Genomic DNA, 12,428 nt, shown 5'->3' on the forward strand with positions numbered 1-12,428 from the left:
GAGCGGAGCCAGACTTTGCGGCAAACAGGCATTCTTCCGGATCAGGATATTTCCGCCCTGTACCAGTCGGGCGCGCTGAAGTCGCCGCGCGCGCTCGACGCCGACCAGGTCCAGCCGGCCAGCCTCGACCTCAGGCTTGGCGACAAGGCCTGGCGGGTGCGCGCCTCCTTCCTGCCCGGCCCCAACCACAGGGTTGCTGAAAAACTCGACCGCCTGAAGCTGCACGAAATCAATCTCACCGATGGTGCGGTGCTGGAGACGGGCTGCGTCTATATCGTGCCGCTGCTCGAGAGCCTGGCGCTTCCGGCAAACATTTCCGCCTCGGCCAACCCAAAAAGCTCGACCGGGCGGCTCGACATCTTCACCCGGGTGATGACCGATCGCGGCCACGAGTTCGACAAAATCGCTGCCGGCTACAACGGCCCGCTCTATCTCGAAGTCAGCCCGCGCACCTTTCCGATCGTCGTCCGCGCCGGCTCGCGGCTGTCGCAGATCCGGTTCCGCACCGGCAATGCGCTTTTGTCGGAAAGCGAGCTGCACGAATTGCACCGTGCCGAGACGCTCGTCGCCACCGAGCCGCCGAACATTTCCGGCGGCGGCATCGCACTGTCGATCGACCTCGATGGCGACAAGGACGGGCTGGTCGGCTACCGCGGCAAGCACCACACCGGCCTGGTCGATGTCGACAAGCGCGCCGCGCAGGATGTCGTCGATTTCTGGGACCCGCTCTACAAGAGCGGCGCCGGCGAACTGGTGCTCGATCCGGACGAATTTTATATCCTCGTCAGCCAGGAAGCGGTGCATGTGCCGCCGCTCTATGCCGCCGAGATGACGCCCTTCGATCCGCTGGTCGGCGAATTCCGCGTCCACTATGCCGGTTTCTTCGATCCGGGTTTCGGCCATTCGGCCTCGGGCGGCACCGGCAGCCGGGCCGTGCTCGAAGTGCGCAGCCACGAAGTGCCGTTCATCCTCGATCACGGCCAGATCGTCGGACGGCTGGTCTACGAGCACATGCTGAAGCGGCCGCAGGCGCTCTACGGCACAGATCTCGGCTCGAACTATCAGGCGCAGGGCCTGAAACTGTCCAAGCATTTTCGCGCCGCGCGCTGATCGCCCACTATGATCAGACCATGCTTGCCTGACCTTACGGGTCGTGCTTGGCTGTCTTAGCCGTCAATACGGTTGGAACAAGGGGAACAAAAAATGCAGATTTCAAGATGGATCGCATCGGCAGCAACAGCCGTCATGCTGGCGATGTCAGTCGGGTCGCTGTCGGCGCAAGCACAGGAAAAGTTGAAGATCGCCACTGAAGGCGCCTATCCGCCGTTCAACACCATCACCGCGGATGGCAAGCTCGTCGGCTTCGACATCGACATCACCAATGCGCTTTGCGCTCAGATGAAGGTCGAATGCGAACTTGTCACGCAGGACTGGGACGGCATGATCCCGGCGCTCCAGGCCAAAAAATTCGACGCCATCATCGCGTCCATGAGCATTACCGAGGAGCGCAAGAAGCAGGTCTCCTTCACCAACAAATACTATACGACGCCGCTTTCGCTGGTGGCCTTGAAGGACAGCGATATTGCCTCGACCGAACCGGCGGCACTCGCCGGCAAGACAGTCGGCGCCCAGGCTTCGACCACCCAGGCCGACTATGCCCAGGATGTCTATGGCAAGGCCGGCGCCGAGGCGAAGCTCTATCCAACCCAGGAGGAGGCGGTCGCCGACCTGATGAACGGCCGTCTCGATGCCGTCCTTTCAGACAAATTCGTGCTGATGGACTGGATGAAAAAGTCGAGCGACGACTGCTGCAAGATGGTCGGCGACGTCAAGGGCACGGAGACCGAAGCCGGTATCGCCGTGCGCCAGGAAGACACTGCGCTGCGCGAAAAGCTCAACGCCGCGATCGACGCGATCGTCGCAGACGGCACCTACAAGAAGATCCAGGCCAAATATTTCGACTTCGATATTTATTGAGGCGTTGAAGCTGCGCGTTCTTCCTTCTCCCACAACAAGGGGAGAAGGAGAAGGTTGGCGCCTAAAGCGCCTTCACCGCCACCTTCACCGGCTGCTCGATTTCCAGCGGGTTGCGCAGCGGCAGGCCGAAATCCTTGGCCTCGATTTCGAAGACATCGCCGGCCTCGGTCCTGACGCCGTCGGCGAAGGACAGTGTCGCGGTGCCGAACATGTGCACATGCACGTCGCCCGGCTGGCGGAAGGCCGAATATTTGAAGTGGTGATGTTCGAGATTGGCGATGGTGTGCGACATGTTGGCCTCGCCCGACAGGAACGGTTTTTCCCACAGCAACTGGCCGTCGCGGAGGATGCGCGAGGAACCCCTGACGTCGGACGGCAGCTCGCCGATCAGGATCTCCGGCCCGAACGAAGCGTTGCGCAGCTTGGAATGCGCGAGGAAAAGATAGTTCACGCGCTCGGTGACGTGATCGGAAAACTCGTTTGACAGCGTGAAGCCGACGCGGAACGGGACGCCGTCGTCGCCGATGACATAGATGCCGGCGACTTCCGGCTCCTCGCCGGCATCCTCGGCGAAGGCGGGCGACAGAAGTGCCGCACCGGGCGCCACTGCCATGGTGCCGTTGCCCTTGTAGAACCATTCCGGCTGCACGCCGGTCTGGCCCTTGGCCGGCTTGCCGCCCTCCAGCCCCATGCGGAACATCTTCATCGAATCGGTGAGTTGCTCCTCGCCGTCGCTGCTGAGCTTCTTGTGCATGGAATCGCGGGTCGCGGCGGAGCCGAGATGTGTCAGCCCGGTACCGGTGAGGTGGAGATGCGCCGGGTCGGGATGGTTGATCGGCGACAACAGCCGCCCCTTCTTGTAGGCGGCATCGAGGTCGACCGCTTCACCAAAACCCTTGCGCTCGATGAGGGCGACAAGCCCGGTGCCGGTGCGCGCGGCCTCCATCGCCAGCGAATAGACGCTGCGGGCGCCGTTGATGATTCTGGTCTTGCCGCCGTTGCGGGCGACGACGCGGATGGTCTCCGCCTCGTCGAGGATCTGGGAAATCAGCATGACGTACCCTCTCTCAATTGCCTTGGCCGGCCTGCCGGTCTGGCAAGCTTTTCCTGGCGCAGCTCGGACGGTGTCCGCGCCACGGGTGAAATTCTTCGTCCGGATTGCGCTCGCGGGCCCGGTCCCCTGGGGGGACTTCCTTGCGTCGCCCGGCAGCGCCGCGATGTGACCCGTGCCTCCTAAAAGCGCGCCGCGTTTGAAAACGGGCCCGCTTTAATCCTTGCTTTCATGCGTGCCGTTGTCCCAACACGCTGCACATTTTTGGCGACATGCATGAGTTCCCTCGCCCTCAAGCCTTGTTCTTGTTGTAGACGTCGAAGACCACGGCGCCGAGCAGCACAAGGCCTTTGACCACCTGTTGCCAATCGACATTGACGCCCATGATCGACATGCCGTTGTTCATGACGCCCATGATGAAACCGCCGACCACCGCGCCAACAACCTGACCGACGCCGCCCATCGCCGAAGCGCCGCCGATGAACACAGCGGCGATGACGTCGAGCTCGCTGCCGAGGCCGGCCGCCGGCACCGCCTGGCCAAGGCGCGCCGCAATAATCAGCCCGCCGAGCGCCGAGAGCACGCCCATATTGATGAACACCATCAGGGTCAGCCGCTCGGTCTTGATACCCGATAGCTGCGCCGCCTTGGCATTGCCGCCCATTGCGTAGATACGGCGGCCGACCGTCATGCGTTTGGTGACGAAGACGAACAGCGCGATCAGCACGCCCATCACCACGAGAACGATTGGCAGACCCCTGTAGGTGGCGAATTGGTAGACCAGAAACAGCGCCAGGGCGCTGGTCACCAGGGTCTTGACGACGAACAGCGAGAACGGCTCGGCTTCGTAGCCGTGCCGCTCGCGGCTGCGCCGTGCCCTGAGCCCGAAATAAGCATAGGCGACCACGGCAATGAGGCCGAGCACGATCGTCGTCATGTGCAGCGTCAGGCCGCTGCCGACGATTGTCTTGCCGGCGGCGTTCACCACCGGCGGTATCAGCGTCAATGAGCCGATCACGTCGGGAATGAAGCCGGAACTGAGCGCCTTGAAGCCGACTGGAAGCGGCCCCACGGAAGATCCGCCACCCAGCAGCGCCTGGCAGATGCCTCGAAAGATCAGCATCCCCGCCAGCGTGACGATGAAGCTCGGTATTCGGTGATAGGCAATCCAGTAGCCTTGTGCCGCGCCGATGGCACCACCGACGATCAGGCAGATGATCGACACCACCAGCGGATTGCTGAACGGGCCGAGGGGCCAGATGACCATCATCATCGCCGCCAGCGCGCCGATGAAACCGGCGACGGAGCCGACGCTGAGATCGATATGGCCGGAGACGATCACCAGCAGCATGCCCAGCGCCATCACGATGATAAAGCTGTTCTGCTGCACCAGGTTGCTCAAGTTCACCGGCTTGAACAACGTTCCGGACGTCGTGTACTGGAAGAACACCATGATGGCGATAAGCGCCAGGATCAGACCGTATTCGCGCAGGTTGGTGACCAGCGCCGAGACGGCAATGCGCGGCCCTTGCTGCACATCTTCGGCGACGCCGCTTTTCGGGACGGGACCGCTTTCGGTGCTCATGATGCTTTTCCTTCTCCGCGAACGATGGCGCGCATGATCTTTTCCTGGCTGGCATCACTCGCCGCCATTTCGCCGACGATACGTCCTTCGTTCATGACATAGATACGGTCGGTGATGCCGAGCAGTTCGGGCATCTCGGACGAGATGACGATGATCGCCTTACCCTCCGAGGCAAGACGCGCGATGATCGTGTAGATTTCATACTTGGCGCCAACGTCGATGCCGCGCGTCGGCTCGTCGAGGATCAGCACCTCCGGATTGGCGAACAGCCACTTCGACAGCACCACCTTCTGTTGATTGCCGCCCGACAGATTGCCGGTCATCTGATAAACGCTGGACGAGCGGATGTTGGTCTTGGCCTTGTAGTCGTTGGCGACGGCGAGTTCCCGCATGTCGTCGATCACGCTATGGCGCGACACGCCGGGAAGATTGGCCAGCGTGATGTTGTGCTTGATATGATCAATCAGGTTGAGACCGTAGGTCTTGCGGTCTTCGGTGACGTAAGCAATGCCGTGTTCGACTGCCTTGCTGACAGAGGAGACATCGATGGGCTTGCCCTTGAGCAGCACCTCGCCGGTGATGTGGCGGCCATAGGAGCGGCCGAACAGGCTCATCGCGAATTCGGTGCGTCCGGCGCCCATCAGCCCGGCGATACCCACCACCTCGCCCTTGCGGACGTCGATATCGATACCCTTGATCACTTGCCGCTCGGCATGGATCGGATGATAGACCGACCAGTTCTTCACCTGCAGCACGACCTCACCGATATCAGGCTCGCGCGACGGATAACGGTCGTCCAGCGAGCGGCCGACCATCGAGGTGATGATGCGGTCTTCCGAGATGTCCTTCTTCGCCAGCGTCTCGATCGTCCGCCCGTCGCGGATGATCGTGACCTTGTCGGCGACCCGGTTGATCTCGTTGAGCTTGTGCGAGATCAGGATCGAGGTGATGCCCTGCCGCTTGAATTCGAGCAGCAGGTCGAGCAGCGCCTGGCTGTCCTTTTCGGACAGGCTCGCCGTCGGCTCGTCGAGGATCAGCAACTGCACTTCCTTGCTGAGCGCCTTGGCGATCTCGACCAGTTGCTGCTTGCCGACGCCGATATTGGTAATCAGCGTCTTGGGGTCTTCCTTAAGGCCCACCTTCTTGAGCAGGGCGCTGGTGCGCGTCTCGTTGGCGTTCCAGTCGATGATGCCGTAGCTGGCGTGTTCGTTGCCGAGGAAGATGTTTTCGGCGATCGACAGCATCGGCACCAGTGCGAGTTCCTGGTGAATGATGACGATGCCGCGGCGCTCGCTGTCGTGGATGCCCTTGAATTGGCACTCATCGCCGCGATAGACGATTTCGCCGTCATAGGTGCCGGCGGGATATACACCCGACAGCACCTTCATCAGTGTCGACTTGCCGGCGCCGTTCTCGCCGACAACGGCGTGGATCTCGCCTTCCTCGACGCTGAGGTTGACATTCGAAAGCGCCTTGACGCCGGGAAACGTCTTGGTGATGTCACGCATCTCCAAAATCGTCGAGGCCATCGGCAATACCACTCCTGCGAGATCCCGAAACATACCGGGGTCGTTCACTGACGAAAAGGGGCCCTGCGTTGCGCAGGACCCCCGGTTTTACGTCTGCGGTTACTTCAGTTCTTCGGCCTTGATGTAGCCGGAATCGACCACCAGGGCCTGGTAGTTCGACTTGTCGACCTCATGCGGCGTCAGCAGGATCGAGGGGACGACCTTGACGTCGTTGTTGTAGGTCTTTGTGTCGAGGCCCTCCGGCTTGCCGCCCGAGAGCACCTTGTCGACGAGCTCGACCGTCGCCTTGGCGAGTTCGCGGGTGTCCTTGAACACGGTCGAGTACTGCTCGCCGGCGATGATCGCCTTGACCGAAGCGGTTTCGGCATCCTGGCCGGTGACGATTGGCCATGGCTGATCGGCCGTGCCGTAACCAACGGCGCGCAGCGAGGCGATGATGCCGCGCGACAGGCCGTCATATGGCGAGAGCACGCCATCGACGCGGCTGCCATCCGAGTAGTGGGCGGAGAGCAGATTGTCCATGCGGGCCTGGGCGGTGGCTGCCAGCCAGCGGAGCGTGCCGACCTTGTCCATGCCCATCTGGCCGGACTTCACGACGAGGGTCTTGTCGTCGATCAGCGGCTGCAGAACGGACATGGCGCCGTCGTAGAAGAAGAAGGCGTTGTTGTCGTCAGGCGAGCCGCCGAACAGTTCGACGTTGAACGGACCCTTGTTCTCGGGATAGCCGAGGCCCTTGAGCAGCGATTTCGCCTGGATGACGCCGACGCCGAAATTGTCGAACGTGGTGTAGTAGTCGACATTCGGGGTTTTCTTGATCAGCCGGTCATAGGCGACGACGACGACGCCGGCGTCAGCCGCCTTCTGCAGCGCGTCCGACAAGGTGGTGCCGTCGATCGAGGCGATGATCAGTGCCTTTGGGCCCTTGGTGATTTCGTTTTCGAGCTGGCTGAGCTGATTGGGGATATCGTCCTGCGCATATTGCAGGTCGACAGTGTAGCCCAGAGCCTCGAGCTGGGACTTGACGGCGTCGCCGTCGTTGATCCAGCGCTGCGAGGTCTTGGTCGGCATCAGCACGCCGATGAGGCCTTCGCCTGCCTGCGCCGGGACCGTCATGGCCGCGATGCTAAGGGCCGCGACGGCGGCCAGTGTCTTGATGATCTTCACATTAACTCTCCCTGGTTGATGGACGCGCACCCTGGGTTTCGTGGGCCGCGCGATCGTGCAGGAGCGCCAAAACGCGCCGCTGCCGCCATATCGATCTCCGGTATCCTCCCAATCGGCCCTGAGACTCTGGTTCCGGTCGATGCGATTTTTCTCGCTGGCGACGGTCAGGTTTCAGGACGCGCAAAGGTGTGGCGCTTTGCCATAACTGTCAAATGCGATCTTTGGTAGTTGCTATACCCAAACTGGTATACTGAAAGTGGCCAAAAGACTTGAAAGTAGCCAAAAAGATCGGGCCGGGATTGCCGGCCGGCCACCAGCGAGGAGCAAACGGACATCATGGCGGCGCTCCGGGATTTTCACGGACTTTCAGAGGGTTATGGGGAACGTCCCGGCAAGAGTGAGACCTTGCTGCGCAGCGGCCTCAGTCTGCGCCACATGCGCATGATCGCAGCCCTCGACGACCATGGCCGGGTCAGCGCGGCAGCCCAGGTCATGAACATCTCCCAGCCCGCCGCCTCGCGCATGATCGCCGAGATGGAGGCGGTGCTCGACGTCAAGCTGTGCGAGAGGCTGCCGCGCGGGATCACGCTGACGCCCTATGGCAAGGCGTTGGCGAGGCGCGCACGTTCGATCCTGCTTGAGATGCGCGAGGTCGACCGCGAGATATCCGAGCTCAAGGCGGGCAAGGGCGGCTCGGTGTTCCTGGGCGCGGTGACGGCCCCTGCAATCGAGCTCGCCGTGCCGGCGATCCGCGAGATCCGGCGCATCTATCCGCGTATCGAGATCACCATGCAGGTCGAGACCTCCAATGTGCTGGCGCGCGAACTGATCGCCACACGTCACGATTTCATCATCGCGCGCATCCCCGAGGACCTCAATCCGCGGCTGTTCGAGGCCCGCGTCATCGGCGTCGAGAAAGCCTGCCTCATCGTGCGCCGCGGCCACCCGCTGGCCAAGGGCAAGGCGGTGCGGCTGGAGGAGACCGCCGCCTATGACTGGGTTTTCCAGTCGGGCGGCTCGCCGCTGCGCCAGGCGATGGAGAGCAATTTCCTGAACCGCAACATCGCGCTGCCGGACCGCATTCTCAACACCAGCTCGCTGCTGCTCACCCTGGTCATGGTCGCGCAGTCGGACGCCATCGCGCCGGTGTCGATCCAGGTGGCGAAGTTCATCCAGAACCCCGAGGGGCTGGCCGGCGCCATCGACGTCGTCCAGACCGAATTCGACATCGAGGTCAGGCCATACAGTCTGATCACCGTAAAAAATCGCGTGCTTTCGCCGGCGGCCAAGATGCTGCACGACTTCATTTTGCGCGAGGTGGGCTGACGGCGTTGAATCGATCCATTGCCAATCCACTCTTCGGCCATGTCGCTTCAATCCCGGGTCGCTTCAATCAGAATATCGCTCGAGCGAAGGAACCACACCGGGCCGTGCTGCGTCATAGAAGCGGGCTCCTGTTGCAGGGCCCAGGGAGCTATCGATGATCAGGCTTCTCCTCGTCTTCGCCGCGATGCTTGCCGTCGCGTGCGGCGGGGCGCGTTCGGCCACGCTGGACCTGGCGACCGTCAATCAGGCCCAATTCAGCGCTGGCGAACCGAAGGAGGTCGATCCGACGCTGCTCAAGGCGCAGATTCTTTTGGATCGCGCCCGCTTCTCGCCGGGGCTGATCGACGGTCGCCTCTCAGAGAACTTCGCCAAGGCACTCGCCGCCTTTCAGCAGGCGAACGGACTCCGATCCGATGGCAAGCTCACTGCCGAGACCTGGCGCAAGCTCACGGCGACCTCCGCCGACCCGGTGCTGGTCACCCATGAGGTGACGCGCAAGGATTTGCGCGGACCTTTCACCAGGCGTATTCCGGCTCGCATGGAGAGGATGGCCCGTCTGCGGCGGCTCGCCTATCGCAACGCGTTGGAGAAGCTGGCGGAGCGCTTCCATGTCAGCGAAAAATTGCTCAGGATGCTCAATCCGGGCGCCGGCTTCAGGAAGCCCGGCAAGACCTTGATCGTGCCTGATGTTGGCCGCGGCGATCCTCCCGCCGGCGTAGCCGGCATCGAGGTCGACAAGGGCGCTCGCCTGGTGCGCGTGCTCGATGCTGCCGGCAAATGGCTCGCAGCCTACCCCGCCTCGATCGGCAGCGATGAAAAGCCGGCGCCAAGCGGCACGGCGCAGGTCAAGCGCGTGGTGCGCAATCCGACCTATCACTACGATCCGGATTTTGCCTTCAAGGGAGTCAAGACCAAGCGTCCCTTCACCATCGCTGCCGGGCCGAACAATCCCGTGGGATCGGTGTGGATCGATCTCTCCATCGAAAGCTACGGCATCCACGGCTCGCCCGAACCTGGCAAGATCGGCACAACCTTCTCGCATGGCTGCATCCGATTGACCAATTGGGATGTCGAAGATCTCGGCTCCATGGTGCAGCCGGGCACGAAAGTCGAGTTCAAGGACGAGATCGCCCCCCTTCGTCGACGAGCTTGCTCCGTAGCAAAGCGGACTGGCCCGCCACCTGCTCTCGCAAGGCCCGGGCGCGCGCCGGAGACGATGCCGGATGACGTCCTATGGACCAAGCGCGTCATTCAGGCTGGTGGCGACGCTATGTGGTGGTAGAAGACTCGTCCGACGACCCCGGCAAACGATCGCGAATGGCTTCCTCAGTTCTGTTTGCGGTCGATTCCACAACTTTGCCGACCTTGCCTGCTAGGGTGCCTGCACCCGAGCCTTGCCGGTCGGCCTCTTCCTTGACCGTTTCGTAGGCCTCGGCGGCAACTTGCTTTGCTTGCTCCAGGCCCGTTTCGAAAACCTCCTCCGCACTGTCGCGAATTTTGTCGCGGTAGGCGCCAAGTTGCTCGTCCTCTGTGGCTGTGTGGGGCAGCATCACCCCGATGGCAGTGCCCAGCGCAAGGCCGACAGCGGCGATAGCCAGCGGTTCGCGCTCGAAGAGGTCTTGTGCCGATTGGCGCGTCCGAGCCGCTATCTCGCTGGCGCTTGAGCCGAGCTGTCCGGCGGTTTTTGTCATCCTCTCCTTGGCGCCCGTTGCAGCGTTTGCTGCAGCTTCGGCCGCGTCGCTTGCTGCTGATGTAACCGAACCGGCGGTATCGGAGAGCATCGCCCCGATTCCGGACCCTTCGCTGCCCTGGCTGAAATCATCGCCGCGCAAGTTAGAGAAAGCGTCAGGAGCTGTGCCTGTCCGATAGGCGGCGGCAGCTGAGTTGGTTGCCCACGTGCCGTCGCCCAGCATCAGCCAGGCCAGGCCGGCTCCAATCAACGTCAATGGCAACGGGTTGTCCCTGACTTGCAACTTGAGATTGCCAAGCATGGCGGATCCCTCGCCACCGGCGAACATCCCGGTAAATTCGTCGATCAATTGACCCGGTGTCATCTTGCTGCGGATCGAATCGGCGGTGTCTGCTACTTTAGCACGGGCGATGTCGGCATCGCGCTCGAGCTCGGCTGCGGATTTTTCGCTCATCTTATTTGATCCTTGATCACGCGCGCGTCGCGCTTGAGTTGGTCTTGTGTGCGATCAGGCGTCAGCTCGGAAGGAGCCATGCTTTTCGTGCCGGAGCGCAAGAGAATGATCCCCAGTATCGCGACGACGATTCCAACCAGCAGCGAGGACCATCCCGCTCCCAGGCCGGCACTCGCTAGGGCGATTACGAGTGCTTGCAAAAGCACCATCAAGGCCGCGAGAAGGCATATGGCGCCGGCCAGAACCTCGGCGGCGCCTGCGCCGGCCTTGCTGATTTTCTCCGACATTTCGGCCCGCAACAGCCTACTTTCGGTTTGAAGCAGGGTTGTGACCTGCTGTGCCAGATCGCTGACGAGGGTTGCGAGGCCGCGACTTTCCTGATTGTTGGTCATGGGTTCTGCCCCAGGCTTGCGCCTGCCAAATCCCTGTCGTCTCTAGGCTGATTGAAGGGGGGCGGCGTAGTGTCAGGTGCCTCTGCCGATCGCGTAGCGGACTGATCCGAGTTCGAAACCGTTTCTGAACCCCCGTCTGTTTGCGATCGACTCGGTGTCTCGGTCCGGGCAGATGGCGGCGTGCTCTTGATAAACCGCCCCAGCGCCAAGCCTGCCAATACTGAGCCGGCTATCAGCGCCCCTGAGTTTTCGCGGCCGAAAGACCGCATCTCGCCAAGAACATCTTCGAATGGTTTGTCCTTCAACGAAGATGAAAGGCGTTCAAGCGAGCCAGCGGCATCGAGGGTGAACTTCGAAGCGGTCCGTTGATTGTTATTGGCCAGATGCTCGCTTGCTGCTCGCAAGGCTCCGCTAAAGGCCTTCAGGTTGGAGCTGATATCGCGCTGTGTTCCCTCGGCTTTGTCGAACAACGCCTGCTTCGCTTCAGCAGCGTAGTCGCCCGCCCTCCTGGCGAGTTCGTCGCGAGCGTCGTGTAGCGCCTCTGTCGCGGTCTGCGTTTCCTGCTGGAACCGTTCGGACAGTTCGCTTTTGGCTGTTTCGAAATCGGCCGGCTTACGGCCCTGATCGTCTTCGCGCTGCATGGTATCTCCTAATGGAATCCGAGGAAGGAGAGGATCGCAAGCACGACGACGACAAGGCCGATGAGATAAATGACACTGTTCATGGTGGCAATCTCCTCCATTGCCTAACGAACTTGGCGGGGGCAAACAGGTTCCATCACTTCAAGCTAAAATAGCAATCGCTAACCAATCTCTGGGCCGGGTGAAGTCTCTGGGAACTTCGCACGCGCCGTGAGCCAAGACGCGGACCTAGGCGGGCCATGCGGAGCGCCTCGGTGCACCGGACCTCAAAGGCTCATGGTCGGGCTGCATAATGACGCGCCACGCCTAGCTCTCATTGAGGTCAAAGCTCACCGGAAGGTTGTAGTCTATTGCACGATTGGCAATCATGTTCGCCAGGTCGGAATCTGAGACCGAACATGCCGGTACGATCTGTTTGAGCGCCTTAACGGCGAGCCGCGTCGATATGAAACTATGGCGCCGCCTCCGACTATTTACATACTGTTCGATGAGATTTTCGAGTTCACGCATGTGCAATCCTTCTTTGACGTCAACTGTGCCAATTGAACCCAGCCGTAATCGATCCGGGGCGAGGGCTCATTCACATTGTTTAGTTGACGAGAAATCTTGATGCCGCATC

At 61.6% G+C, this 12,428-nt stretch carries 12 protein-coding genes; 4 read left to right on the plus strand and 8 right to left on the minus strand.

Annotated features, from left to right (window positions below; translation table 11 throughout):
- Positions 1-15 precede the first annotated feature (15 nt).
- The gene (locus tag AC0L2A_RS21290; RefSeq protein WP_023802190.1) at positions 16-1,110 is read left to right on the plus strand and encodes a 2'-deoxycytidine 5'-triphosphate deaminase; all 1,095 of its coding nucleotides are present in this window, start codon (positions 16-18) and stop codon (positions 1,108-1,110) included.
- A gap of 93 nt (positions 1,111-1,203) precedes the next feature.
- Positions 1,204-1,977 carry an ABC transporter substrate-binding protein gene (locus AC0L2A_RS21295; protein WP_091600343.1) on the plus strand — a complete coding sequence of 258 codons (774 nt, stop codon included), beginning with the start codon at positions 1,204-1,206 and terminating at the stop codon, positions 1,975-1,977.
- Between the two features lie 61 nt (positions 1,978-2,038).
- Here the strand turns inward: AC0L2A_RS21295 and araD1 are convergent, their stop codons facing one another.
- The 4 genes from araD1 to chvE form a co-directional block, all read right to left on the minus strand.
- A complete protein-coding gene (gene araD1 / locus AC0L2A_RS21300; RefSeq protein WP_023802192.1) occupies positions 2,039-3,031 on the minus strand; it encodes an AraD1 family protein in 993 nt (330 codons plus the stop codon).
- A 289-nt stretch (positions 3,032-3,320) separates the two neighbouring features.
- Positions 3,321-4,613 carry a multiple monosaccharide ABC transporter permease gene (gene mmsB / locus AC0L2A_RS21305; protein ID WP_473517452.1) on the minus strand — a complete coding sequence of 431 codons (1,293 nt, stop codon included), beginning with the start codon at positions 4,611-4,613 and terminating at the stop codon, positions 3,321-3,323.
- The gene (mmsA, locus tag AC0L2A_RS21310; RefSeq protein WP_091600227.1) at positions 4,610-6,142 is read right to left on the minus strand and encodes a multiple monosaccharide ABC transporter ATP-binding protein; all 1,533 of its coding nucleotides are present in this window, start codon (positions 6,140-6,142) and stop codon (positions 4,610-4,612) included. The genes mmsB and mmsA overlap by 4 nt, the downstream gene beginning before the upstream one ends.
- 99 nt (positions 6,143-6,241) lie before the next feature.
- Positions 6,242-7,306, minus strand: a complete 1,065-nt coding sequence (gene chvE / locus AC0L2A_RS21315) for a multiple monosaccharide ABC transporter substrate-binding protein (protein ID WP_091600228.1) — start codon at positions 7,304-7,306, stop codon at positions 6,242-6,244.
- Positions 7,307-7,642: 336 nt separating this feature from the next.
- Here chvE and AC0L2A_RS21320 point away from each other — a divergent pair, with 336 nt between their 5' ends.
- Positions 7,643-8,632 (plus strand): LysR family transcriptional regulator, encoded by a 990-nt coding sequence (locus AC0L2A_RS21320; RefSeq protein WP_091600229.1) that lies wholly within the window; start codon positions 7,643-7,645, stop codon positions 8,630-8,632.
- A gap of 154 nt (positions 8,633-8,786) precedes the next feature.
- Positions 8,787-9,914 carry a L,D-transpeptidase family protein gene (locus AC0L2A_RS21325; RefSeq protein WP_473610500.1) on the plus strand — a complete coding sequence of 376 codons (1,128 nt, stop codon included), beginning with the start codon at positions 8,787-8,789 and terminating at the stop codon, positions 9,912-9,914.
- On the opposite strand, the gene AC0L2A_RS21330 is transcribed toward AC0L2A_RS21325, so the two are convergent.
- The 4 genes from AC0L2A_RS21330 to AC0L2A_RS21345 all read right to left on the minus strand — a co-directional run bounded on the left by AC0L2A_RS21330 (position 9,901) and on the right by AC0L2A_RS21345 (position 12,319).
- The gene (locus tag AC0L2A_RS21330; RefSeq protein ID WP_473610502.1) at positions 9,901-10,776 is read right to left on the minus strand and encodes a hypothetical protein; all 876 of its coding nucleotides are present in this window, start codon (positions 10,774-10,776) and stop codon (positions 9,901-9,903) included. The genes AC0L2A_RS21325 and AC0L2A_RS21330 overlap by 14 nt on opposite strands.
- Positions 10,773-11,168 (minus strand): phage holin family protein, encoded by a 396-nt coding sequence (locus AC0L2A_RS21335; RefSeq protein ID WP_095493499.1) that lies wholly within the window; start codon positions 11,166-11,168, stop codon positions 10,773-10,775. The genes AC0L2A_RS21330 and AC0L2A_RS21335 overlap by 4 nt, the downstream gene beginning before the upstream one ends.
- Positions 11,165-11,809, minus strand: a complete 645-nt coding sequence (locus AC0L2A_RS21340; RefSeq protein ID WP_473610503.1) for a hypothetical protein — start codon at positions 11,807-11,809, stop codon at positions 11,165-11,167. Before AC0L2A_RS21340 ends, AC0L2A_RS21335 begins: the two co-directional genes overlap by 4 nt.
- Positions 11,810-12,115: 306 nt before the next feature.
- Positions 12,116-12,319 carry a hypothetical protein gene (locus AC0L2A_RS21345; protein ID WP_473610504.1) on the minus strand — a complete coding sequence of 68 codons (204 nt, stop codon included), beginning with the start codon at positions 12,317-12,319 and terminating at the stop codon, positions 12,116-12,118.
- Positions 12,320-12,428: the final 109 nt, after the last annotated feature.

It is taken from the genome of Mesorhizobium sp. WSM4844, from assembly GCF_055811775.1.

Excerpts from the sequence above, each read along its gene's own strand:
- araD1 (WP_023802192.1), bottom strand. The coding sequence starts at position 3,031 with ATGCTGATTTCCCAGATCCTCGACGAGGCGGAGACCATCCGCGTCGTC.
- AC0L2A_RS21340 (WP_473610503.1), bottom strand. The coding sequence starts at position 11,809 with ATGCAGCGCGAAGACGATCAGGGCCGTAAGCCGGCCGATTTCGAAACA.
- mmsB (WP_473517452.1), bottom strand. The coding sequence starts at position 4,613 with ATGAGCACCGAAAGCGGTCCCGTCCCGAAAAGCGGCGTCGCCGAAGAT.
- AC0L2A_RS21335 (WP_095493499.1), bottom strand. The coding sequence starts at position 11,168 with ATGACCAACAATCAGGAAAGTCGCGGCCTCGCAACCCTCGTCAGCGAT.
- AC0L2A_RS21320 (WP_091600229.1), top strand. The coding sequence starts at position 7,643 with ATGGCGGCGCTCCGGGATTTTCACGGACTTTCAGAGGGTTATGGGGAA.
- AC0L2A_RS21325 (WP_473610500.1), top strand. The coding sequence starts at position 8,787 with ATGATCAGGCTTCTCCTCGTCTTCGCCGCGATGCTTGCCGTCGCGTGC.
- AC0L2A_RS21330 (WP_473610502.1), bottom strand. The coding sequence starts at position 10,776 with ATGAGCGAAAAATCCGCAGCCGAGCTCGAGCGCGATGCCGACATCGCC.
- AC0L2A_RS21295 (WP_091600343.1), top strand. The coding sequence starts at position 1,204 with ATGCAGATTTCAAGATGGATCGCATCGGCAGCAACAGCCGTCATGCTG.
- AC0L2A_RS21345 (WP_473610504.1), bottom strand. The coding sequence starts at position 12,319 with ATGCGTGAACTCGAAAATCTCATCGAACAGTATGTAAATAGTCGGAGG.
- mmsA (WP_091600227.1), bottom strand. The coding sequence starts at position 6,142 with ATGGCCTCGACGATTTTGGAGATGCGTGACATCACCAAGACGTTTCCC.